Source organism: Burkholderia sp. Ac-20344, assembly GCF_017104975.1.
GTDB lineage: Bacteria > Pseudomonadota > Gammaproteobacteria > Burkholderiales > Burkholderiaceae > Burkholderia.
In genome coordinates this window covers 21393-44517 of the sequence record NZ_JAAGPP010000044.1, presented here as the reverse complement: position 1 = coordinate 44517, position 23125 = coordinate 21393, and the positions used below count along the sequence as shown (strand labels likewise).

Sequence of the window (23125 nt, the reverse complement as noted above, 5' to 3'; positions counted from 1 at the left end):
GCGCCCGAGGCGGCGCCGCACCGGCGCCGCCATCCCGAATCTCGAGGAGCCGACGCATCATGAGCCAACTGTTCACCCCGGTCCGCGTGGGCCGATATACGCTGGAAAACCGCCTGGTCATGGCGCCGATGACCCGCAGCCGCGCTACCTTCGACGGTACGCCCGGCGAACTGGCCGCCGAATACTATGCGCAGCGCGCAAGCATCGGCCTGATCGTCACAGAGGGCACGCAGCCGTCGGACGACGGGCAAGGTTACCTGACGACGCCCGGCATCTATACCGACGCGCACGTCGCCGGCTGGAAGGCGGTCAGCGACCACGTGCACGCGCGGGGCGGCCGGCTGTTCATCCAGCTGATGCACGCGGGGCGCATGTCGCATCCCGACAATACGCCGCACCACCGCCAGGCCGTCGCGCCGTCGGCGATCGCGCCAGGCGCGGGCATGTTCACGATGAAGGGCATGCAGGACATCCCGGCGCCGCGCGCGCTGACGACCGCCGAAGTGCGTGAGACCGTACACGACTTCCGCTTCGCCGCACGTCGTGCGATCGAGGCCGGCGCAGACGGCGTCGAGATCCACGGCGCAAACGCGTATCTGGTCCAGCAGTTCTTCGCGCCGAGCGCGAACTTCCGCACGGACGCATACGGCGGTTCGATCGAAAACCGCGCGCGCTTCGCGATCGAGGTCGCTACGGCGATCGCCGACGAAATCGGCGCGGACCGCACGGCCATTCGCCTGTCGCCCGGCAACACGATGTGGGGGATCGACGAAGGCGAGCAAGGGCCGGATCTGTACCGTTACCTGGCTGCGCAGCTCGACCCGCTCGGTCTCGCGTATTTGCATGTGATGCATCACGGCGACGAAGCGCTGCTGGCCGACCTGCGTGCACGCTGGAACGGTACGCTGATCCTGAACCGCCCGGGCCGCACGCGCGACGCGATCGGCACGGACGTGACGTCGGGGCTGGCCGATCTCGAAGCGTACGGGCAGATGGTGCTGGCGAATCCGGATTTCGTGACGCGGCTGAAGACCGGCGCGCCGATGAACGACGCGCGGCGCGAGACCTTCTTCGGCGGCGATGCGCGCGGGTATGTCGACTATCCGGCGCTGGATGGTGCGGCTGCGGCTTGATGCTTCGGCTCGGGGGGATCGCTGCAGCGCGCCGGAATGGGGGGCTGTGGCGATCGCCTGTGCGATGACGCCATATCGATCAGCACGACTGGCTGAAGTCGCTTCAGCCAGTACGACACCAGGACGGAAAAATTACTGTGGGCAATTGTTCCGATATTCCAGGAACAATGAGCAAAACACGGCAAACCAGAGCACTGGCTTGCCGTGCCACGACACATCAAAACTGCCCCGCCGCGCCCGTCCACCGCAAATAATCCCCGCGCGTCCAGTCGAGCGACACGCCGACGCGTTTCGTGCCGGGCCGGATCTTCGGCTTGTACACCGACAGCGTCAGCGACTCCAGCGCCGGCCATTCACGGAACGACAGCACCGCGATATCGGCAACGAGCGTCTCCAGCAGCCGCGTATGCGGCTTGTGCGACAGGAACGCGGCAATGCGTGTGCAATAGCCGTCGTAATCGATCCACTCGCCCTGCTCGCTCGGCTCGCAGCGATAGCCGAGCGTTGCATCGATCACGATCGGCTGCGGCGCTTCATGCTCGTGCGCATGAATGCCGATCCGCGCGGGCACCTTCAGTTCGTCGACGAACACGCTCCAGCCGCGCCCGCGCAGGCGCGGCGCGTCGATCGCCACGAACGGTTCGTCGAACGGCTTCATGATGCGAGCGGCGCCGCGGCGTCGAGCATGATGCGCACGAAATAGTCGGCGAAGCTGCGGCGCAGGACGATCTCGAACGTGTCGTCGCCGGTCGGGATCAGCGTGATCGGCGACTTGAAGTAGTGCGACTGCGCACACTGGCCCGGCTTGAACACGCGCGGATGCAGGTCGAGCGGGCAGCCGCGCGCGATCACGTCGCGCACGCGTTCGCCGCTGATCTCGACCACCGTGTAGCCGCTGCCGACATCGACGGCCGCCGCATACGAACCCTGCACGGCTTCCGCGAGCGTCGCTTCGAGCACACCGGCCGGCACGGGCCCGTTCGAGCGCACGAGCCACTCGTCGGGGCCGAGCCACAGCACGTCGTACTCGGCGCCGCGCGCAACCGTGTTCGGCTCCGCGGGCGGCCGGCAGCCGACCACGCGCTCGAACGCGGCGACGAATGCCGGATCGCTCAACTCGCCGCGCACGTTGACGAGATCGAGGAACGGCCGCTCGCGCAGCGTGAACTTCTTCGATGCGCGCGCCTGATGCGGCTTCAGCACGTCGGCCGCGCCGACGAACGGCGATTCAAGCGTCACGCCGCCCGCGCCCGCCACCTGCGACTGGTTTCTGGTTTCATTCCACATGCTGGCGCACCCCTTCGGTATCGTAGAAAACCGGGCTCGAGATCTTCGCGGTGATGCGCTTGCCGTTGGCCAGCGGAATCACGACGCTCTCGCCCATCTTGTTCAGGCCGCCCTTCACCACCGCGAGCGCGATCGAGCGCTTCAGGATCGGGCTGTAGTAGCTCGACGTCACGTGGCCGATCATCGGCGTCGGATCGACCGCCGACACCTGCGTGTCCTTCGCGATGATCTGCGCGCCTTCCGGCAGCACGAACTGTTCGTCTTCGGTCAGCAGGCCGACGAACTGCTTGCGGCCTTCCTTCGCGGTGTCCGACCGCGCGAGCGAGCGCTTGCCGAGGAAGTCCTTCGACTTCGCGACGACGCCGCCCATCCCGAGGTCGTACGGCGTGACCGAGCCGTCGGTATCCTGGCCGACGATGATGTAGCCCTTCTCCGCGCGCAGCACGTGCATCGTCTCGGTGCCGTACGGCGTGATGTCGAACTCGGCACCGGCCGCCATCAGCGCTTCCCACACCGCACGGCCCGCATTCGCCGGCACGTTCACTTCATAGGCGAGCTCGCCCGAGAAGCTGATCCGCATCACGCGCGCCTTCGCGCCCGCAACGGTGCCGTTCCGGTAGCTCATGAACGGGAACGCTTCGTTGCCGAAGTCGATGTCCTGGCACACCTTCTGCACGACCTTGCGGCTCTTCGGGCCGACCACCGCGAACGTCGCCCAATGATCGGTGACCGACGACAGCCGCACCTTCATGTCGGGCCATTCGGTCTGCAGCCAGCGTTCGAGCCACGTCAGCACGCGCGCCGCGCCGCCCGTCGTGGTCGTCATCATGAAATGCTGGTCGGCGAGGCGCACCGTCACGCCGTCGTCGAACACCATCCCGTTCTCGTCGAGCATCAGCCCGTAGCGGCACTTGCCGACCTCGAGCTTGTTCCACGGGTTCGTGTACATCCAGTTCAGCAGCTTCACGGCATCCGGGCCCTGGATGTCGATCTTGCCGAGCGTCGATGCGTCGAGGATGCCGACGCTGTTGCGCACCGCCAGGCATTCGCGCTTCACGGCCGCATGGAGATCCTCGCCGTTCTTCGGGAAGTACCACGGCCGCTTCCAGTTGCCGACGTCTTCGAACAGCGCGCCATGCTCGACGTGCCATTCGTGCACGCACGTCTTGCGGATCGGGTCGAGAAAATCGCCCGTCTCGCGGCCCGCGAACGTGCCGAACGACACGGGCGTGTAGTTCGGGCGGAACGTCGTCGTGCCCGTTTCCGGAATCGTCTTGCCGAGCGCGCCTGCGAGGATCGCCATCCCGTTGATGTTGCCGAGCTTGCCCTGGTCGGTGCCGAAGCCCATCGCCGTGTAGCGCTTCACGTGCTCGACCGACTCGAAGCCTTCGCGCGCGGCGAGCAGGATGTCGGCGGCCGCCACGTCGTTCTGGAAGTCGACGAACTGCTTCGGCCCGCGTGCCGCGGCCTCGCGGCTGCCGACGAGCCACAACGGCTGCAGGGCGCCTTCGACGGCTTCCGCGACCTGCGGTGCGACCGCGCGCTGCGCGACCGTGAAGCCGGCCGCCTTCGCCGCCTCCGTGCCCGCGTCGACCGCGAGCCGCAGCGCACGCGCCAGGCCGAATTCGCCGGCTGCCGCACCGATGCTCGCCTCCGCTTGCACCGGCTTGCCCGGCAGGAAGCACGCCTTCTCGTCGTTCCAGCAGGCTTTGCCGCCCGACTGCGCGAACAGGTGCAGCACGGGGCTGAAGCCGCCCGACATCGCGACGAGGTCGCACGGCAGCGACTGCAGCTTGCCACCGGTCTGGCCGTTCGAGTAGGACGCGACGTCGACCGACGATACGCGCCACTTGCCCGAAGCGGCCGTCACGACCGCACCGCTCATCACCGTCACGCCCTGCCGCTTTGCAGCGGCCGGCAGTGCGCCGTTCGACGAGGCGCGCGAATCGACGACCGTCACCTTCGCGCCGCACGCTTTCAGGTCGAGCGCGGTCTGGTAGGCGCGATCGTTGTTCGTGAACACGACCACGTTGCGGCCCGGCAGCACGCCGAAGCGATGCACGTAGGTGGACACCGCGCCCGCCAGCATCACACCCGGCAGGTCGTTGTTGCCGAACACGATCGGCCGCTCGTGCGCGCCGGTCGCGAGGATCACGCGCTTCGCGCGGACCTTCCACAGCAGCTCGCGCGTGCCCTTGCGCATCGACACCGGCAGGTGATCGGTCAGGCGTTGCGTGACCGTCACGAGGTTGTGGTCCTGGTAGCCGAACGCGGTGCTGCGCGACAGGATCGTCACGTCGGGCAGCTTGCGCAGCTCGGCCTCGATCTTCTCGACCCACTGCAGCGCAGGCTTCGCGTCGATCTCCGCACGGCACGACAGCAGGCTGCCGCCGAGTTCGCGCTGGTCGTCGACGAGGATCACGCGCGCGCCGGCCGTGGCTGCCGCATGCGCGGCGGCGAGGCCCGACGGGCCACCGCCGACGACGAGCACGTCGCAGTGCGCGTAGCACTTGTCGTAGCGATCGGCGTCGAGCACTTCGGGCGCCTTGCCGAGGCCGGCCGCTTCGCGGATCTTCTCTTCGTACTTCGGCCACATGTTGCGCGGCCACATGAACGTCTTGTAGTAGAACCCGGCCGGCATGAAGCGCGAGAACTTCTGGTTGATCGCGTACTTGTCGTTCTCGAGTGTCGGCTCCGCGTTCACGCTCGTCGCGACGAGCCCCTGGTACAGCTCGATCTCGGTCGCGCGTGCGTTCGGCACGGTATACGGGCCGGACTCGAGCTGCACGACGGCATTCGGTTCGGCCACATCCGCCGTCACGATCCCGCGCGGACGGTGGTACTTGAAGCTGCGCGCGACGAAGTGCACGCCGTTCGCGAGCAGCGCGGACGCGAGCGTGTCGCCCTGGAAGCCCTGATACGTGCGGCCGTTGAACGTGAACGTCAACGGAATCGCGCGATTGATGCGGCCACCGGTGCCGAGGCGGTCTTTCTGGCTCATTTGCTCGTGCCCTCTTCGTGTGCGTTGCCGGCAGCTTCGCCACCGAACTTTTCGTAGCCCTTGATATCGTAGGTCACCGTGTCGCGCGTGGCCTTGAACCAGCGGCGGCAACCCTGCGCGTGCAGCCATTGCTCCTTGTGCAGCCCGCGCTTGTTCTCGCGCATGAACACGTACTCGCCCCATTCGCGGTCGGTCATGTTCTCGTTGTTGACGGGGCGCACGATGTCGGCTTCACCGCCGCACGAGAATTCGGATTCGGCGCGCGGCCCGCACCACGGACATTCGATCAGCAACATGTTTATCTCCTCGTTCAGTGCGCGACGGCGGCAGCGCCGTGCTCGTCGATCAGGTGGCCCGTGTAGAAACGGTCGAGCGCGAACGGCGCGTTCAGCGGATGCGGTTCGTCGCGGGCGATCGTGTGCGCGAACACCCAGCCCGAGCCGGGCGTCGCCTTGAAGCCGCCGGTGCCCCAGCCGCAGTTGAAGTAGAGGCCCTTCACGTCGGTCTTGGTGATGATCGGGCATGCGTCCGGCGACACGTCGACGATGCCGCCCCACTGGCGGTTCATCCGCACGCGCGAGAACACCGGGAACATCTCGACGATCGCCTGCAGCGTGCTTTCGATGATGTGGAAGCTGCCGCGCTGGCCGAAGCCCGTGTACTGGTCGATGCCGGCGCCGATCACGAGGTCGCCCTTGTCGGACTGGCTGATGTACGCGTGCACCGCGTTCGACATGATCACCGAGTTGACCACCGGCTTGATCGGCTCGGACACCAGCGCCTGCAGCGGGTGGCTCTCGATCGGCAGGCGCACGCCGGCCATGTCGGCGAGCGTCGTCGTATTGCCGGCCGCGACCACCGCCACCTTCTTCGCCTTGATGAAGCCCTTCACCGTATCGACGCCGACCACCGCACCGCCTTCGCGGCGAATGCCCGTCACCTGGCAGTTCTGGATGATGTCGACACCCGCGCGGTCCGCGCCGCGCGCGAAGCCCCAGGCCACCGCGTCGTGGCGGGCCACGCCGGCGCGGCGCTGGATCGATGCGCCGAGCACCGGGTAGCGGCTGTTCAGGTTGATGGTCGGCTCGATTTCCTTGATCTGCGCGGGCGTCAGGAATTCGGCGTCGACACCGTTCAGGCGGTTCGCGTTCACGCGGCGCTCGGTGTCACGCACGTCCTGCAGCGTGTGGGCCAGGTTCATCACGCCGCGCTGGCTGAACATCACGTTGTAGTTCAGGTCCTGCGACAGCCCTTCCCACAGCTTCATCGCCTTCTCGTACAGCGCGGCCGATTCGTCCCACAGATAGTTCGAGCGCACGATCGTCGTGTTGCGCGCGGTGTTGCCGCCGCCGATCCAGCCCTTCTCGAGGATCGCGACGTTCGTGATGCCGTGCTCTTTCGCGAGGTAGTACGCGGTCGCGAGGCCGTGGCCGCCGCCACCGACGATCACGACGTCGTATTCCTTCTTCGGCTCCGGGCTCTTCCACTGTTTTTCCCAGTTCTCGTGGTACGAGAGGCCGTTGCGAAACAGGCTGAATATCGAGTAGCGGCTCATGTCAGTGATCCTTCGTTAGCATTCGATGACGTTCACGGCCAGACCGCCGCGCGACGTTTCCTTGTATTTCGTCTTCATGTCGGCGCCCGTCTCGCGCATCGTCTTGATGACCGAATCGAGCGACACGTAGTGCTGGCCGTTTCCCTTGAGCGCCATGCGCGACGCGTTCAGCGCCTTGATCGCGCCCATCGCGTTGCGCTCGATGCACGGGATCTGCACGAGCCCGCCGACCGGGTCGCAGGTCATCCCGAGGTTGTGCTCCATGCCGATCTCGGCGGCATTCTCGACCTGGTCGGGCGTACCGCCCATCACCGCGGCGAGCGCAGCCGCGGCCATCGAGCACGCGACGCCCACTTCGCCCTGGCAACCGACTTCCGCGCCGGAGATCGACGCGGTTTCCTTGTAGATGATCCCGATCGCCGCGGCCGTCAGCAGGAATTCGACGATGCCGGCTTCGTTCGAGCCCGGCACGAACTTCACGTAGTAGTGCAGCACCGCGGGAATCACGCCGGCCGCGCCGTTGGTCGGCGCGGTGACGACACGGCCGCCCGCCGCGTTCTCCTCGTTGACGGCCATCGCATACAGGTTGACCCAGTCGAGCATCGACAGCGGGTCGCGCAGCGACTCTTCCGAACGCGCGCGCAGGCGGGCATTCAGCTCGGCCGCGCGGCGCTTCACGCGCATCGGGCCGGGCAGCTCGCCTTCGACCTTGCAGCCGCGCTCGACGCAGGCGGCCATCGTGCGCCAGATCGCGAGCAGCCCGGCGCGCACTTCGTCGGCGGGGCGCAGCGCGCATTCGTTGCGCATCGTCAGCTCGGCGATCGACAGCCCGTGCTCGCGGCACTGGCGCATCAGGTCGTCGCCGGTGCGGAACGGATACGGCACCTCGACCGCCGCGCGCACGCCGTTCACGCGATCGCCGTCGCGATTCACGACGAAGCCGCCGCCGACCGAGTAATACTCTTTCTCGACGAGCAGCTGGCCGTGCTCGTCGAAGGCCTGGAAGCGCATCCCGTTCGGGTGCACGATGCTCGTGCCGCTCATCAGCTTGCGATAGAAGCCGATGTGCTCCTTTTCCTCGAAGCGGACGGTCTGCTTGCCGAGCAGCGACAGCGATTTCTCCGCGCGGATCGCGGCAAGCCGCGGCTCGATCAGGTCGGGATCGATCGTGTCGGGCAGGTGGCCCTCGAGGCCGAGCAGCACGGCCTTGTCGGTACCGTGACCCTTGCCGGTCGCACCGAGCGAGCCGTATAGTTCGACCCGCACGCGGCGCACGAAACCGAGCAGGTTCGCGTCCTCCACGTGCGACGCGAAGCGGCACGCGGCGATCATCGGGCCGACCGTATGCGAACTGGACGGACCGATGCCGATCTTGAACAGGTCGAAGACGCTGACGTTCATCTGGCTTCCTCTGGGTGGAACACACGTGAAATATCGTTGGCGTCAGTACATCAAAGCGTAAAATTGGCCGATAGAACAAAAACGGCATCGGCGTGGGATACCGCCGCCAAGCGCCATGCCGGCGGGCCCGAAAGTGCGTTTTGGCGATGGTTCGCGACGGAAAACCACAAGTCGGGCCGGAACCGATCGGCGACGCTGGCTGCATCCGACTGCCGTACCCGCATCACCCGTATCAACTGACTCAGTGAGACCGCCCGCCCGGCGTGAAGAGATTGGCCGCGATGACACCCGACGTACCCGCTTCCCCCCTCGCAGAACCCGCGCCGCGGCGCATCCGCTTCGGCATCGTGCTGCTGCCGAACTTCACGCTGACGGCGTTCTCGGGCTTCGTCGACATGCTGCGGCTGTCGGCGGACGACGGCGACTACAGCAAGCCGGTGCGGTGCGCGTGGAGCGTGATCGGCGAGACCCTCGCGCCGGTGCGCGCGAGCTGCGGGATCCAGATCACGCCGTGGGAAACGTTCGACGCGGCCGAGCCGTTCGACTATGTGGTGGTGGTCGGCGGGCTGCTGCATTCGGGGCCGCAGGCGGGCCCCGAGACGCTCGACTTCATTCGCCGCGCGGCAGCGGGCGGCGCGACGGTCGTCGGCATCTGCACCGGCGTGTTCACGCTGATGCGCGCCAGCGTGCTCGACGGCTACCGCACCTGCGTGAGCTGGTTCCACTACTGGGATTTCATCGAGCGCTTCCCGTCCGCCGATCCCGACCTGCTGATCGCCGACCGGCTGTTCGTGATCGACCGGCGCCGCATCACCTGCTCGGGCGGCCGCGCGTCGATCGACGTCGCCGCCGCGATCCTGCTGCGCCATTTCGATCACGCGACCGTGCAGAAGGCGCTGCGGATCCTGCTGGTCGGCGAGATGCAGAAAGGCAATGCGCCGCAGCCGCATCCGCCGGGCCTCGAGCCGGCGACGCACCCGAAGGTCAAGCGCGCGATTCTGCTGATGGAACAGCATGTCGGGCGCGCGCTGTCGCTCGACGAGCTCGCGAGCAAGCTCGACCTGTCGACGCGGCAGCTCGAGCGGCTGTTCAAGGCCGAAACGGGCAAGAGCCCGCAAGCGTTCGCGAAGCAGGTACGGCTGCGCACGGCCGCGTGGCTGCTGACGAGCTCGGACCGCACGGTGGCCGATATCGCGTCGAGCTGCGGATTCGCCGATGCGTCGCACCTCGGGCGCGAGTTCCGCAAGCAGTTCGGCGTGCCGCCGGCGACCTATCGCGAGCGCGGCGGGGAAGTCGCGGAAGCCGGCGCGGCGGCAGACGAGAACGAGCCGCTATCTCAACCCCATCTCATTTCCTCGGACTGACCGTCGCCGATCCTTCAGGCTGAATCAACTGTAGCTACCAATCGATTTCGGAATTGCGCGGAAGGCAGCCTGTTGTGGAATTTATTATTCAAATGCCGATTTATTTCGATAACTATCTTTCACGATCTAAATTCTATATAGAAAAAGGACTCGAGAGCTACATCGATCCGGCCCCATCTGGGGGCACGCTCGAATGGATTGAACTGAACCGCCCGAAGTGGTCTGCGTACTACCTCACTCAAGTCGAACGATTCACCCACTACATCCGAGATGCGGATATCGGCAAGCGCCCCCCTTCGTTCGATTACGAGCGCAGACATCTTCCACCCGGTTAGGGGCGTCGGATCGAGAGCTAGCGGGTCGCTTTTTTGAGCGCCAGCCGAAGCTGGTGCGCACGCACGATGGTCGAGTCGAGCAGCATACATTTATCTCTGTCTCGTCGGACACGGCGTGCGCCAAGCGTTCACAAGCGCCTTTGCGAAACCACCGGGAGAAGCGCATGTACACCATATGCCATCGGCCGAACTCTTTCGACAACTCGCACCAAGGGCAGCCGGTGCGGCCGGTGCAGAGGCCAGCTTCGACGAACCGATGATTGTCGGTCGCCGTGCGCCGTGGATCGCCTTTCTTGCTCGACAGAACGGATTCGATTCGTGTCCATACTTCATCGCTCGATAACGTTCGAATCATCTTGGCCCGCTCGTTCAGTCATTGGATATTTCTGCGGCATCCGTCGTCAATGCAACCCTCGCCGTCTCCACCAGGAGCTCGCTTACCTGACGAGCCATTGGCGGTTCCCGTTGCCAGCGGTGCCAATAAAGCGGCACCCGCAACTGAATCGAAGGCGCGAGGTCAATTAGTTCGCCCAACCGCAACAGATGCGCGACCTGTCTGGCTGGCACGACGCCATACCCGCTGCCCAGTTGAATCGCGCTCAACCGCGCCATCGGCGACGGGAAGTAATGCTTCACATAGCGGTCCACGTTTACTCCGAACAGTAGCCGAAAAAATTCGTCGTGCAGTGAGTCCTTTCGGTTGCACAGGATCGCAGGCACTCGAATTGCCTCGTGCAACTGCAGACCGCCAGAGAAGTGAGCCTCTGCGAACGCCTGAGTTGCCACGCACCGGTATTCCATCGCACCCAGCGGTAGAGATTCGAATCCCTTTGCGGGCTTTGGTTCGGTGCAGACGCAGCCCATGACTTCGCCGCGTAAAAGCATGGGCCATGTATGGTTCTGATCCTCCACCACGACCTCAAGCGCCACCGGTATTCTCTCCAGCAACGCATGCGAGCACTCGCCGAACCATGTGGCGAGCGAATCCGCATTCACCGCCATGCTCAGCCGCGCGCGTTCATGCTGTTTGCGCGATGACCCGACCTGGAGATAGACCTCCTGCTCCAGCACGCGCACGGCATTGACATGGCGAAGAACGATTTCGCCCATTGCGGTAGGCGATACCGGATTTTCACGATTCAGTAGCACCCGACACAAGATCGTCTCGAGCGTCTTGATGCGCTGTGAAACCGCGCCGCGCGTGATGTTGAGGACCAACGCTGCTCTCTCGAAACTCTGGTGTTCGACGACAGTGGCAAATGTTTCCAACTGACAGCGATCAAGCATACTCATTCCTGTTCAAGCTTATTTAATCTTTAAAGGACACGACATCGGATGCTGTAAGGTGCGTGCGGCGCAGGGCCAACGGAGATAAGAAAGGAGCAGCACATTATCGAATGCCGGTTACTCGGTTGCGATCTAGGTTGGAGCCGCTCTCCGGAAAATTACACATGAATGAAATTGACGTCAAGTCAAACCAATCGCCCGAAAATTAGTGAACTGATTCCGCGAAACGCCCACGTGCGTGATATACGTACGCTGACGCAACCTGCATTATTGATATAGCATATATTTAAATTTTTTCTTTCAAATCTTACAATCTTACCGGGAGTCATTTTTCCTAAACGGTGATCACAATTCTTGAATTCCAAGTAATCTTGAGTTGCGGCCTGCATGGCGAATAGAAATACTTAGGCTTAGCTACAGAGCAGCACACCTTCCCGGAAGATCGGTTCACTGTTTTAAAACGTAAACTCCTCATAACTTCAGATATGCAGATCATAACCCTCCACACTTCTATTTTTATTGATTTATAGACCCATCTCAGATCCGCAATTTTTGCATTCCACTTGTTTTCGTTTTTTGGAAGCGCCGATGGTCGAAATTGCTCCGGCGCGCACTTCGCTTCGTCCAATAGATTTTCTCCGTCGCCATACCACTAAATATTATTTCATCGAGGGAGCCGGCCGTTCAGTCGGCCGAATGTTCTCAGAGCTAGCACTAACTATCGAAACTTATGAAATTCGAAATCTGGCTTACCTGCTTTCTTTCGTCGTGGATATTTTCACTTTCACCCGGAGCCGGCTCCGTTTTTTCGATGACTAATGGGCTAAATCACGGATTCAGGCGTGGCTATTTCGGTGTCTTTGGACTGATCCTCGGTTTGTGGGTGGTTTTTCTCGCGGTGGTGGTCGGGTTGGGTGCGTTGATCAAGACCTCGCCATTGGCTTTCAACCTGCTGAAATGGGCGGGCGTCGGCTATCTGTTTTATCTTGGCTTCAAGCAATGGACGTCCAAGGGATCGCCGATTTCGGTGAGCCGCGAAGACGGCAGCCAAGTGGGGCTGATGACGCTGCTATCCAAAGGCCTGGCGCTCAATGTTGTCAACCCGAAGGGCTACATCTTCATGCTGGCGGTGATCCCGCAATTCATCGACTACAACATGCCGCTGCGCGATCAATACGTGGCGATCGCCCTGACATTCGCGTTCACCGACCTGGTTGTCATGGCCTGCTACACGGGTCTCGCGGCCAAGGCGCTGACGTATCTGAAGACTGAAGCGCAAATGCGTATGTTGAACAAGGTTTTCGGCGGACTATTCATGGTGGCGGCCACGGTGCTCGCGACGTTCCATCAGGCGCATTGAGCAAACTCTCGGACCCGGCCATGTCAAGCAACCAAATTAGATTCGATCCGCCGCGGCAGTCGTTCGATCCTGTATACGTCCTGTTTCGCCGCTCGTGCATGCAACATCCGGAACACATTGCGATTGAATGCGGCGAACAGAAAATCACCTACGCGCATCTGCAGGACCAGGTGCGCGCCATCGGTGCGCTGTTGCTTGCGCACGGCGTCGGGGAAGGCCAGGTCGTGGCGATTCACGGGCAGCGATCCGCATGCGCGATTGCCAGCACGCTTGCAGCATGGTCGATTGGCGCGACAGTAACGATGATCGATGCGGCGATCCCCGAGGAGCGTCGGCGCTTGATGTTGACCACGGTCTCCGTTGGCGCCATCCTTCATTGGGGAACGCCGTTTGAACTGCGAGGAGTGCTGGCGCTCGACGTGCGCGAAGCAATACAGGACCGGCACGAGCCTGAAAGCGCACACGGTGACGCTAAGCGAAGCTTCCCGGGCGACCGCGCCTACATCGCTTTCACATCTGGTTCGACCGGCCGGCCGAAGGCGATCGCCGGCAGTCACAACGGCCTCGCGCATTTCGTCGACTGGCAGAGCAAAGAGTTCGGGATCGGGCCTGGAGACCGCCTAGCGCACTTCACGAATCTCTCGTTTGACGTCTGGTTCCGCGATGTTTTCACGCCGTTGATCAGCGGCGCGACCATATGCATTCCCACGTCCGAAGCGCGCGCGGAATTCGTTTTTGCGTTCCTGCGCGACAGCGCAATCACAGCGATGCATCTCGTGCCGTCCATCGCGAATCTGTGGATCAACACCCATACGCCGGCCACTACCATCGACACGCTGAAGCATGCCTTCTTTGCCGGCGAGCCACTGGAAGGCACGCTCATCCGGAAGTGGCGCGACGCGTTTCCACAGTGCACGGTCGTCAATCTGTATGGCCCGACCGAGACGACACTGGCGAAGCATTTCAAGCGGATCGGTGCCGACGTGGTAGACGGTATCCAGTCCGTAGGACTGAATCTACCCGGTTCGATGACCTACATTACCGCGGACGACGGCCATCTTTGCGAGCATGGTGAAACGGGAGAAATCTGCATTGCCACACCGTATCGCTCGCATGGTTACCTAATAGGCTCGGAGCTGGTTTCAACCTTCCTGGAAGGGTTACTCCCTGAATTGACGAACCTGCCGATCTATCGGACCGGCGACCTCGGCCGGCGCAATGCCGAAGGCGAGATCGAAATTCTTGGCCGCAAGGACGATCAGATCAAGATTAACGGAGTGCGCATCGACCTGCTCGAAGTGAAGTCGGTAATCGCATCGCATCCGAGCGTACGCGACGCGTTCGTGTGTGCGCGGCAGGGCCGCTTCACGAAATCGATCGTCGCTTTCATAGAATCGGAGGAGCGTAGCGAAGAGACGTTCCTCGCGTATCTGCGCAAGCGTCTGCCCGACGTGATGATCCCGTCTCAACTACATTTCCGCGATGTGTTGCCGCGTTTGCCGAACGGCAAGACGGACCGCAAGTCGTTGACGGAGTTTGCCAATCGCCCGACGTCAGTCGCGCCGGTTCGCCCGCCCGAACAGCCGCACTCGACCGCCGAGCAGGTCGAGGCAATCTGGTCGGAAATTCTGGCGTATTCGGGACTGCATCCGACTCTCAACTTCTTCGACGCCGGCGGCAATTCGCTGTTGATCGTCGCGCTTCACGAAAGAATCGAAAAGCATTTCTCTCTCAGCATTCCGTTGGTTCGCCTGTTCCGCGACACGACGATCGAGACGCAGAGCCGGATGATCGCCGCGCTATTGCAAGGCGAAGGTGCCGCGATCGAATACCCGGCCGGCCGCTCCGACGCGCGTGTTATGAGCAGAAATCGAATTATTGCGGCGCGATCCGCGGCAAGGAACATGTGAGACCGATATGGACAACAAAGACCTCAGACGCAATGTTGAAGCAAGCGACGTGAGTGCGATCGCGATCGTGGCGATGGAATGTCGCATCCCGCAGGCCGACAGTGTCGACGCGCTCTGGAAACTTCTGCTGGACGAAAAATGCACCCTCACCGATCTCGACAACGAGCAACTGCGTCTTGCCGGCGTATCCGAAGCGGTCTTCAGCAAGCCTGGATATGTGAAGCGAGCCGGCCTGCTGAAGGATATCGATCTCTTCGATGCCGGCTACTTCGAAATCGGTGCACGTGAGGCGGACGTGCTCGACGTGCAGCAACGTCTGATGCTGGAGTCGTCCCTCACGCTGCTCAATCGCGCCAACATCGACCCGGCGCGTTATGACGGACGCATTGGCGTGTTCGCCGGATCGTCGTTCAGCTCGTATCTGTTCGGGATTCTGGAGCGCGACGACCTGCTGGACACGCTTGGCGAAATGGTGATTCGCCACGGCAACGACAAGGATTTTCTCGCGACGCGCGTCTCCTACAAGCTAAATCTGAAAGGCCCCAGCGTTAACGTGCAGACGTCCTGTTCGACCGGCCTAGTCGCCGTTCACTCGGCATGCCAGAGCCTGCTGCTCAACGAGTGCGACACCGCGATTGCAGGCGCGGTCTGCGTACGCTTTCCGCAGGAGACCGGCTATCCGTATCAGGAAGACGGGGTGCTGTCGCCGGACGGCAACTGCCGCCCGTTCTCGGCCAATGCGAACGGCACCGTATTCACCAACGGCCTCGGCCTCGTCCTGTTGAAGCGCTTGAGCGAGGCGGTGCAGGACGGCGACGACATCGTGGCCGTGATCCGGGCATCCGCCATCAACAACGACGGCGCGACCAAGGTCGGATTCACCGCGCCTAGCGTGGCGGGGCAGGTGGAAGTGTTGCGCGACGCGATCATGGTGTCGGGTATCGATCCTGCTGACATGCAATACGTCGAGGCACACGGCACGGGTACTGCCCTCGGCGATCCGATCGAAGTGGAAGCCATCCGCCAGGCATATGGTGAAACCGGCAAATCGTGCGGCATCGGCTCGCTGAAGGGCAACTTCGGCCACTTCAACATTGCGGCCGGCGTGATCGGGTTGATCAAGGCCGCGCTGATCCTGAAACACAAGCTGATTCCAGCGACCCTGTACGCGAGCGACGTCAATACACACCTCGGCCTTGCGGACTCGCGTTTCCATGTAGTGAACCAGCATCGCAAACTCGATATCTCGGGCGATCAGTTTGTCGCGGTGAGCGCATTTGGCATGGGCGGCACGAACAGTCACGTCATTCTTCAGAGCCGTGAAGCGCTGCCGATTCTAGACAGTGTGGAAGACTGCCAGTACCGGATCTTCACGTTGTCGGCAAAATCCGAGGGCGCATTAAACAACCTCATGGCAGAGTACCGCCGCTTCTTTGCTGGCGTTCCGACCGCGCCTGCCGTGTCATTCGCCGACGCGGCACACACGGCCTACTTCGGACGGCCGCTGCTGTCCGAACGCGCTGCGTTCGTCGCGCGTAACGCAAAGGAGGCGCTAACGTTGTTGGAAGCGGGCCGCTATCACCGTCATCTCAGCCGGGAGCGTGAGCCGGTTGCGTTCGTGTTCGCAGGCCAGGGCACCCAGCATATCCAGATGGGTGCCGCGCTAGCAAAGGAATCGACGTCGTTTCGGGAAAACCTGGATCGTGTGCTCGATGTATTCGCCCGCGAGCAGGGTCTCGATCTCGCCTCTCGTCTGTGGAACCCGGTCAGCGAGGCGGCGATCACGCGTACGGAGTTGACTCAACCGCTGCTGTTCGCCGTTGAGTACGCGCTCGCAGAAACCTTGATCGGGGTGGGCGCGGTGCCGAACGTGGTGCTGGGGCACAGTCTCGGTGAGCTCGTGGCGGCAGCCATCGCCGGCGTGTTCGACTTGTCGACCGCGGCTGCGGTGGTCGTGAAGCGAGCGCAATGCATGGCGGCTTGTGAACCCGGCTGCATGATCGTGGTGGATAGCCTGACAGGCCTCGAACGCCTCCTGAACGATCGCGAGATCGCGCTGGCGGCGCACAATGCACCCAGTCAGTACGTCGTATCGGGAACGGCTGCCCACATCGAGACGGCGATCGAAGTGCTGCGCGCACAAGGGCGCAGCGCGCATCGTCTCGCGACGTCCCACGCATTCCATTCGCCAATGATGGCCGACGCGGCGGCCGAATTCCACTCGTTCATGAAAGACATTCCGTTCGGCGATGCACGCATTCCGATCGTCTCCAACGTGACGGGTAGCGTGCTCACCGAGTACGAATACAAGAATCCGAACTATTGGTCCGATCATCTGGTGCGCACAGTGCAGTTTGCCAAGTCGACGCAGACCCTCGTTGACATGGACGTGGTTCGATATATCGCGATTGGACACGGCTACGCGATCAGCAATCTGCTGAAACTGAACCTACCCGAAAGCGGGACGAGCATCGTGCAGGCCCTGGGCGGCATCGACGAAGAGTACGTGTCGTTCCTGAACGTGATCGCGTTCTACTGGACTGCCTCGAACCGGATCGCAATGGAATCGTTCGTGGAGGGCCGGCGCAAGGTCGCGTTGCCGGTCTATCCTTTCGACAGAACGCGGCATTGGGTGGAGCCCGTGATCGGTTTCGCGCGTCGCGGCTCGCGGCCGTTCGCGGCCACTGCGTCTGAAGTCACGAACGTGGAAACAGCATCCGGTCTGTTGGCAGCAACGCTCGCTGCAGAACGGGAAAAGTCGGCATACTCGGCATCTACCGACAACCCTGTGGAAGACATGATCTCCGAGATCTACATAACGTATCTCGGGGTGGACAAGATAGATCGCCAGTTGTCGTTCTTCGAACTCGGTGGCAATTCATTGCTCGCGATTCAGTTGATTAACTGCTTGCGTGAGACGTTCCGTATTGACATTCCGTTGCGCGGCTTCTACGAAAGCAGCTCGATTGCCGGGTTGTCGCGACAGGTCGCGAACCGTTTGCTGGAAGCCGAAAATGTCTGAAGTCGCCAGCCTTACTCGCGAGCAGGTTACCCTGCTGCGCGAAAAATTGCGCGGATTCCAACCGGACGCGTCGTCGAGCATCACCATGTCGCGCAAGCCTGACGTGCTACCCGATCTCGGAGTCATTTTCTTCTCGGGCATCAGCGCGGGATGCTCGCCGTACGATCTGCTGCTCGACGTCGCCGAGTTCGTCGATGCGAACGGCTTCAAGGCGATCTGGACCCCCGAGCGCCACTTCACCGCGGTCGGCGGCGCGTATCCGAATCCGTCCATCCTTGCCGCCGCTCTCGCGACCCGTACGAAAAACGTGCGTCTGCGCGCGGGCAGCATTAATCTACCCTTGCACGACCCGATTCGCGTCGCGGAAGAATGGGCAGTGGTTGATAACCTGTCGCAGGGCCGGGTGGATCTTGCCGTGGCGCCGGGATGGCACGTTCGAGACTTCGTGTTGAAGCCGGAGAACTTTGCGTCACGTTCCAATGTGCTCAACGCGTACCGCGATCAGCTTCAGCAACTGTGGCGCGGCGAAGCGATCGAAAAGCAGGACGCCAACGGCGATCGCCAGATGATCCTCAGCTACCCGCGCCCGGTGCAACCGGTGCTACCGCTCTGGCTGACTACGTCTCAGAAGGAGGACGCGTGGCGCTTTGCGGGCGAGAACAACTTCAACGTACTTTCGGCGTTGATCAACTTTGGCCCGAACGAGCTGGCAAAACGAATCCGCATCTACCGCGACGCGCGCGAGTCGGTCGGACTCAAGCCTGAAGACGGCGTGATCTCGTTGATGTTGCACACATATGTGGACGATACCTTCGACAAGGCGGTGGAACTCGTGCGCCCCGCTCTGACGGAATATCTGAAGTCGTTCGTGACACAGCACCAAACCGCGAACAACGGCAGCGACCGGAAGGCCAGCACGTTAAACGCACTGGGCAAGGACAGAGACGACTTTGTCGAAATGGTCTTCTCGCGCTATATCGACACGAGCTCGCTGATCGGTGATCCGACACATGCGGAAAAGATATTGCGCGACTTCAAGGCGATGGGGGTCGATGAAATTGCCTGTCTGGTCGATTTCGGCGTGCGGAAGGAGGATGTCCTCAAAAGTCTGCGAATGCTGGCCAGGTTGATAGGAACCGAACGATGAAAACCTATAGCTTCAACGGCATCAGTCCGCAGATTCATCCCGACGCCTGGATCTTCGAAGACGCAGTGATTATCGGCGACGTACAGATCGGACCGAACGTGAGCATCTGGCCTGGTGTCATTATTCGGGGGGACAAGGAGCGGATCGTCATCGGCGCGGCCAGCAATGTCCAGGAGCGTGCGGTACTGCATGCGGACCCTGGCTTTCCGCTCGTGATCGGCGAGGGTGTCACCGTTGGTCATTGTGCCGTACTGCACGGCTGCACCGTCGGTATGTATAGCGTGATCGGGATCGGCGCGATCTTGCTGAACGGCGTGCGTGTAGGCGACTCGTGTCTCGTGACGGCGGGCGCGTTGCTCAGCGCGGGTCCGGCTTACGCCGCGGGTTCGATGATTGCCGGCAGTCCCGCCCGGGTGCTGATCAATCTCAGCGAAAGCGACATCCGTAATCTGAAGGATACGGCGGTCGAGTATCAAGAGCTGGCCGCTCATTACCGGCGGGAGTCGGTGCTGACGGAGGGCACATGACTCCCCCAGACAAAGCACGTATGTTCAGCGATACCCGCCTTCTTCGGCATTACCCTTCGCCATGGCCCGACACGCCCGACCTGCTCGTATGCTTTCCCCACGCGGGAGCCGGCGTCTCAGCATTCGCCGGCTGGCCGCAAAAGCTGGCGCATGTCGCGAGCGTGGCGCTGGTCCAGTTGCCTGGCCGGGAAGACCGTTTGAGCGAGCCGTTGACGCAATCGCTTCACGATGTGTCCAGGCGGATTGCCGTTGAGCTGGCGCGGTCGAACGCGCGACGGCTCTTCCTATTCGGCCATAGCATGGGCGCGCGCGTGGCGTGGTCCGTTGCAAGTAGGCTCTGGAACGACCACGGCGTGACGCCGGTCGTGATCCTCTCGGCGGGATCACCGCGCACATCGGACTCACTGACGGACACTAGTTCATCCGCGTTACATGCATGGTTCGACCGCATGGGCGAGCATTTTCCCGCCGAGCTGGAAAACGCCGAGTTACTGGCGCTCTTTCGAATCACGCTCGCAGCGGATCTTGCCTGGCTGAGGGCTTTTCCATTTGCGCCCGCCGTTGCGTTGCCAGTGGATCTTCATTGCTTCCACGGCGCGCGCGACAGTCTCGTGACGCGGGAGCTGATGATGCTCTGGCGTCATTACACGTCGGCCGCATTCACGATGACCGAAATGCCAGGAGGCCATCTGTATCATATGAGCGCTCAGACCGAACTGCTGGCGTCAATGCAAAAACTGATCAAGGACCAAGCGCATGCCTGAGTCCGCTTTGGACAAACTCGAACGCGGCACGATACATGTCGGATTTCAACGGCACACGCCACCTTTCTCCTACGCACTCGGAGATGGCTTCGCGCCCACCGGCTACTCGGTAGCGCTTTTCAAGCAGGTACTGGAAAGGATTCGCTGCCGGCTCGGGCTGGGCCGCGTCGAGGTGATACCCGTGGAGGTGACGTCGGCGAACCGACTTGATCTCCTCGAGCGTGGATTCATCGATATCGAATGCGGCTCCACGACGATTACCGCGGAGCGCCAGAAGAGCGCGTCGTTCAGTCGACCGATCTTCCATACGGCGCACCGTATCCTCACGAGAGGTTCGACGGTCACCCTGCAGTTGGCGTCTTCTGACATGATCGTTGTCACTGGGATCCAGTCTTCGACGAGCCATGCTGCTTTGCTCGCAGAACCGTCGTTGCCGTTCCGATTTACGTTCTTGGGATGCCCGGATATTTTTTCCGCGTTCGAGCGCTTTCACACTGATCACCGAACGCACGCGATGGTGGCCGACGAAGTGATTCTTCGATCGCTGCTGGCGCGCTCGGGGCCTACCGGGCAGCAGCTTCTGCCCAATTGCCTTGGCGGTGAGTGCTACGGCTTCCTGATGCGCAAGGACGACGCGGCGTTCCGGACGCTGGTCGACGAAGAACTGGACGCATTCGCTAACGGCCCCGGCTTCGCGCCGCTATACGAAGCATGGTTCATGCGCGAACTGCCAGATCTGGGCTTCAGCCTCGATTTACCGATGTCTGAAGCGTTGCGTAACATGGTGCGGCCACAGGCTACGACGGCACGTTGAGCGCCGGATAAACACTGTCCTTCAGAAGCGTTGGGGAGCATATGAAAGTTGGGGTACTGGGATTCGGCACGGTAGCCGCGGCTACTGTGCAGAAGTTCATCGAGAACCGCGAAGTAATCGCCACGAAGACGAGCACCGAAATTGACATTGTGGCAGTCGCCACGCGTTCCGTGGCGCGGACCGCCGGGCACGTACCGCAAGGTTGTAAGATTTCCGCCGACTGCTGGGAGGTGGTGAACGATTCGCGCATCGACGTAGTGATCGAACTGATCGGCGGCGTGGTGGCAGCACGTGAACTCGTGCTGCGCGCGATTGCCAATGGCAAGCATGTCATCACGGCCAACAAGGCACTCCTCGCGATGCACGGCGAGGAAATCATGCAGCTCGCCGAGCAGCGGCGCGTATGCGTGTTGTTCGAAGGCGCGGTGGCAGTATCGATTCCTATAGTGAAGACGCTGAAGGAGTCCGCCGCGGCGAATCGCGTGACCTCGGTGGTCGGCATTCTCAATGGCACGTCGAACTACATCCTGTCACGAATGAGCGAGCAGGGCGTGAGCTTCGCTGATGCGCTCGCCGACGCGCAAAAGAAAGGTTATGCCGAAGCCGATCCGTCGATGGATATTGAAGGCATCGACGCCGCACACAAGATCGCCTTGCTGTCGTCGCTGGCATTCGGTGTTCCGGTCGATTTCGAGGCCGTGCAATATCGCGGCATCACCGGCATCGCGCGCGAAGATATTGACCTCGCGAATGAGATGGGCTACGTACTGCGGCTGATCGCACAGGCGCAACTGCAGGACAACTGTATTTACACCAGCGTCGCACCCACATTTGTCCCCGCAAGCTCGATGCTGGCGCAGGTCCGTAGCTCAATGAACGGGATCGAACTGGTCGGCGATCTGTTCGGCCGCGCGTTTTTCTACGGCTCGGGCGCGGGCGGCGTTCAGACGGCAAGCGCAATCCTCGCCGACTTGATCGAACTTGCACGGCGCGAAAAGGATGGCGAATACGCCGGCGCGTTCAACATGGGTTTCCGGCGCACCACAATCGAGCGCAAGGAAACCATGCATACGGACGACCATAGCAGCCGGTTCTATCTGCGCATGCGTTGCGAGGATGCGGTCGGCGTGCCGGCGAACGTCAGCGCGATCCTCGCTGGCGCGGACATTTCGTTGAGCAGGCTGTGCCAGAACGACGGCGTCGGCGCGGTCACCGATGTCGTCGCGGTCACGCATGCGGTTTCGTGGCGCAGACTGCGGAGCATTCTGCCGAAACTGCAACGACTCACGGGGCGCGATTACGAAGTGGTAGTTTATCCGGTGCTTGACGAACCAACGGAAGTGAAGGTATGAGCAACGCCCTGCGTACGTCGGCGAACAATAGCGAGATTGCGGAAGCAACGGTACAGAATGCGAGCAAGGTGGCATGCCGTGTCTCGCGCGTCGAAGCCACGTCGTCCGAGATTCGGCGCGTCTGGCTCGAACTCGCTGACCCAGCCTTCGCGTGGCGGCCTGGCCAGTACATTGACCTGATCCGGGAAGACGGCGCTCGGCGCAGTTTTTCGATTGCAAACCGTTGCAGCTATGACGGCATTGTCGAATTGCATGTGCGCCTGCAAGGGACGGGGCGTTTCGTAGACAGCGTGCTTGACTCTGTCATAGCGCGGGCGGTGTTCTGGATTGAGGGACCGTTCGGCGATTTCCGGTTCCATCGCAATTCGCAGTGCGACCGTACGGAGGCGATCTTCGTTGCCGGCGGCACCGGCTTCGGGCCATTCAAGGCGATCATCGAGGAACTGGCTGCGGTGGGCGAGCGACGCCCACTCCATCTCTATTGGGGCGGCCGGTCAGCCGACGACCTGTACCTCGAACAGTGGTTGTTCGAGCAAGGCGACGCGCTTCCGCAGCTCCGCTACGTGCCGGTGCTGAGCGACGTGCAGCCCAGGCAGGTGGACAAAACGCGCACAGGCCTGGTGCATCGAGCGGTCATGGACGACTTCCCGGATTTGCGCAAGTGCGACGTGTATGTGTGCGGGTCGCCAGAACTCGTGCAGGCCGCGCGCACCGATTTGGCCGATCTATGTGGCTTGCCGTCGTCGCAGTTCTTTTGCTAGAGCGTGTTATGCACTTTCAAAAGTACGGAACGGCATGAGTGTGCTGCGAAGTGACGAAGACGACGAAATGCGATCCGGCGAGGGTTTCGGGCGAGCGCTTCAACT

The 23125-nt window shown here is 62.1% G+C and carries 18 protein-coding genes; 11 read left to right on the top strand and 7 right to left on the bottom strand.

The annotated features are described in order from the left end of the window. Nucleotides 1-59 precede the first annotated feature (59 nt). On the top strand, nucleotides 60-1133 hold the full coding sequence (locus tag G3N64_RS16395; RefSeq protein WP_205784874.1) for an alkene reductase: 1074 nt from the start codon (nucleotides 60-62) through the stop codon (nucleotides 1131-1133). 217 nt (nucleotides 1134-1350) lie between these two features. Here the strand turns inward: G3N64_RS16395 and G3N64_RS16390 are convergent, their stop codons facing one another. From G3N64_RS16390 to G3N64_RS16365, 6 genes are read right to left on the bottom strand one after another with little or no spacing between them, the layout of a single operon-like run. Then, nucleotides 1351-1791, bottom strand: coding sequence for a dihydroneopterin aldolase (locus G3N64_RS16390; protein ID WP_205784873.1), 441 nt, complete (start codon nucleotides 1789-1791; stop codon nucleotides 1351-1353). Beyond that, the gene (locus G3N64_RS16385) at nucleotides 1788-2420 is read right to left on the bottom strand and encodes a sarcosine oxidase subunit gamma (RefSeq protein WP_205784872.1); all 633 of its coding nucleotides are present in this window, start codon (nucleotides 2418-2420) and stop codon (nucleotides 1788-1790) included. The genes G3N64_RS16390 and G3N64_RS16385 overlap by 4 nt, the downstream gene beginning before the upstream one ends. After that, nucleotides 2410-5421 carry a sarcosine oxidase subunit alpha family protein gene (locus G3N64_RS16380; RefSeq protein ID WP_205784871.1) on the bottom strand — a complete coding sequence of 1004 codons (3012 nt, stop codon included), beginning with the start codon at nucleotides 5419-5421 and terminating at the stop codon, nucleotides 2410-2412. The genes G3N64_RS16385 and G3N64_RS16380 overlap by 11 nt, the downstream gene beginning before the upstream one ends. Then, complete coding sequence (locus tag G3N64_RS16375; RefSeq protein ID WP_011354096.1) at nucleotides 5418-5717, bottom strand: sarcosine oxidase subunit delta; 300 nt, start codon at nucleotides 5715-5717, stop codon at nucleotides 5418-5420. The genes G3N64_RS16380 and G3N64_RS16375 overlap by 4 nt, the downstream gene beginning before the upstream one ends. A gap of 14 nt (nucleotides 5718-5731) precedes the next feature. Further along, nucleotides 5732-6976 (bottom strand): sarcosine oxidase subunit beta family protein, encoded by a 1245-nt coding sequence (locus G3N64_RS16370; RefSeq protein ID WP_006480591.1) that lies wholly within the window; start codon nucleotides 6974-6976, stop codon nucleotides 5732-5734. Between the two features lie 15 nt (nucleotides 6977-6991). After that, a complete protein-coding gene (locus tag G3N64_RS16365; protein WP_205784870.1) occupies nucleotides 6992-8377 on the bottom strand; it encodes an L-serine ammonia-lyase in 1386 nt (461 codons plus the stop codon). 281 nt (nucleotides 8378-8658) lie between these two features. Here G3N64_RS16365 and G3N64_RS16360 point away from each other — a divergent pair, with 281 nt between their 5' ends. Further along, nucleotides 8659-9741: a GlxA family transcriptional regulator gene (locus tag G3N64_RS16360; RefSeq protein ID WP_205784869.1), complete on the top strand. Its 1083-nt coding sequence runs from the start codon at nucleotides 8659-8661 to the stop codon at nucleotides 9739-9741. 704 nt (nucleotides 9742-10445) lie between these two features. Here G3N64_RS16360 and argP read toward each other — a convergent pair. Next, a complete protein-coding gene (gene argP, locus G3N64_RS16350; protein WP_205784867.1) occupies nucleotides 10446-11363 on the bottom strand; it encodes an HTH-type transcriptional regulator ArgP in 918 nt (305 codons plus the stop codon). Between the two features lie 730 nt (nucleotides 11364-12093). Between argP and G3N64_RS16345 the strand changes: the two genes are divergently transcribed. The 9 genes from G3N64_RS16345 to G3N64_RS16305 are packed head-to-tail and all read left to right on the top strand — an operon-like array spanning nucleotide 12094 to nucleotide 23020. Then, nucleotides 12094-12723 (top strand): LysE family transporter, encoded by a 630-nt coding sequence (locus G3N64_RS16345; RefSeq protein WP_205784866.1) that lies wholly within the window; start codon nucleotides 12094-12096, stop codon nucleotides 12721-12723. Nucleotides 12724-12743: 20 nt separating this feature from the next. Beyond that, the gene (locus G3N64_RS16340) at nucleotides 12744-14633 is read left to right on the top strand and encodes a non-ribosomal peptide synthetase (RefSeq protein ID WP_205784865.1); all 1890 of its coding nucleotides are present in this window, start codon (nucleotides 12744-12746) and stop codon (nucleotides 14631-14633) included. A 7-nt stretch (nucleotides 14634-14640) separates the two neighbouring features. Continuing rightward, a complete protein-coding gene (locus G3N64_RS16335; RefSeq protein ID WP_205784864.1) occupies nucleotides 14641-17655 on the top strand; it encodes a type I polyketide synthase in 3015 nt (1004 codons plus the stop codon). Continuing rightward, nucleotides 17648-18802 carry a MupA/Atu3671 family FMN-dependent luciferase-like monooxygenase gene (locus G3N64_RS16330; RefSeq protein ID WP_205784863.1) on the top strand — a complete coding sequence of 385 codons (1155 nt, stop codon included), beginning with the start codon at nucleotides 17648-17650 and terminating at the stop codon, nucleotides 18800-18802. The genes G3N64_RS16335 and G3N64_RS16330 overlap by 8 nt, the downstream gene beginning before the upstream one ends. Continuing rightward, entirely contained in the window at nucleotides 18799-19329 is a 531-nt protein-coding gene (locus G3N64_RS16325; RefSeq protein ID WP_205784862.1) for a gamma carbonic anhydrase family protein, read from the top strand. Before G3N64_RS16330 ends, G3N64_RS16325 begins: the two co-directional genes overlap by 4 nt. Beyond that, nucleotides 19326-20093, top strand: coding sequence for a thioesterase (locus G3N64_RS16320; RefSeq protein WP_205784861.1), 768 nt, complete (start codon nucleotides 19326-19328; stop codon nucleotides 20091-20093). The genes G3N64_RS16325 and G3N64_RS16320 overlap by 4 nt, the downstream gene beginning before the upstream one ends. Before the next feature lie 7 nt (nucleotides 20094-20100). Beyond that, nucleotides 20101-20907 (top strand): transporter substrate-binding domain-containing protein, encoded by an 807-nt coding sequence (locus G3N64_RS16315; RefSeq protein WP_205784860.1) that lies wholly within the window; start codon nucleotides 20101-20103, stop codon nucleotides 20905-20907. A 41-nt stretch (nucleotides 20908-20948) separates the two neighbouring features. Then, the gene (locus G3N64_RS16310; RefSeq protein ID WP_205784859.1) at nucleotides 20949-22259 is read left to right on the top strand and encodes a homoserine dehydrogenase; all 1311 of its coding nucleotides are present in this window, start codon (nucleotides 20949-20951) and stop codon (nucleotides 22257-22259) included. Then, nucleotides 22256-23020, top strand: coding sequence for an NAD(P)H-flavin reductase (locus G3N64_RS16305; RefSeq protein ID WP_205784858.1), 765 nt, complete (start codon nucleotides 22256-22258; stop codon nucleotides 23018-23020). Before G3N64_RS16310 ends, G3N64_RS16305 begins: the two co-directional genes overlap by 4 nt. The last annotated feature ends 105 nt before the right edge of the window (nucleotides 23021-23125 follow it).

Excerpts from the sequence above, each read along its gene's own strand:
- G3N64_RS16395 (WP_205784874.1), top strand. The coding sequence starts at position 60 with ATGAGCCAACTGTTCACCCCGGTCCGCGTGGGCCGATATACGCTGGAA.
- G3N64_RS16390 (WP_205784873.1), bottom strand. The coding sequence starts at position 1,791 with ATGAAGCCGTTCGACGAACCGTTCGTGGCGATCGACGCGCCGCGCCTG.
- G3N64_RS16385 (WP_205784872.1), bottom strand. The coding sequence starts at position 2,420 with ATGTGGAATGAAACCAGAAACCAGTCGCAGGTGGCGGGCGCGGGCGGC.
- G3N64_RS16380 (WP_205784871.1), bottom strand. The coding sequence starts at position 5,421 with ATGAGCCAGAAAGACCGCCTCGGCACCGGTGGCCGCATCAATCGCGCG.
- G3N64_RS16375 (WP_011354096.1), bottom strand. The coding sequence starts at position 5,717 with ATGTTGCTGATCGAATGTCCGTGGTGCGGGCCGCGCGCCGAATCCGAA.
- G3N64_RS16370 (WP_006480591.1), bottom strand. The coding sequence starts at position 6,976 with ATGAGCCGCTACTCGATATTCAGCCTGTTTCGCAACGGCCTCTCGTAC.
- G3N64_RS16365 (WP_205784870.1), bottom strand. The coding sequence starts at position 8,377 with ATGAACGTCAGCGTCTTCGACCTGTTCAAGATCGGCATCGGTCCGTCC.
- G3N64_RS16360 (WP_205784869.1), top strand. The coding sequence starts at position 8,659 with ATGACACCCGACGTACCCGCTTCCCCCCTCGCAGAACCCGCGCCGCGG.
- argP (WP_205784867.1), bottom strand. The coding sequence starts at position 11,363 with ATGCTTGATCGCTGTCAGTTGGAAACATTTGCCACTGTCGTCGAACAC.
- G3N64_RS16345 (WP_205784866.1), top strand. The coding sequence starts at position 12,094 with ATGAAATTCGAAATCTGGCTTACCTGCTTTCTTTCGTCGTGGATATTT.
- G3N64_RS16340 (WP_205784865.1), top strand. The coding sequence starts at position 12,744 with ATGTCAAGCAACCAAATTAGATTCGATCCGCCGCGGCAGTCGTTCGAT.
- G3N64_RS16335 (WP_205784864.1), top strand. The coding sequence starts at position 14,641 with ATGGACAACAAAGACCTCAGACGCAATGTTGAAGCAAGCGACGTGAGT.
- G3N64_RS16330 (WP_205784863.1), top strand. The coding sequence starts at position 17,648 with ATGTCTGAAGTCGCCAGCCTTACTCGCGAGCAGGTTACCCTGCTGCGC.
- G3N64_RS16325 (WP_205784862.1), top strand. The coding sequence starts at position 18,799 with ATGAAAACCTATAGCTTCAACGGCATCAGTCCGCAGATTCATCCCGAC.
- G3N64_RS16320 (WP_205784861.1), top strand. The coding sequence starts at position 19,326 with ATGACTCCCCCAGACAAAGCACGTATGTTCAGCGATACCCGCCTTCTT.
- G3N64_RS16310 (WP_205784859.1), top strand. The coding sequence starts at position 20,949 with ATGAAAGTTGGGGTACTGGGATTCGGCACGGTAGCCGCGGCTACTGTG.
- G3N64_RS16305 (WP_205784858.1), top strand. The coding sequence starts at position 22,256 with ATGAGCAACGCCCTGCGTACGTCGGCGAACAATAGCGAGATTGCGGAA.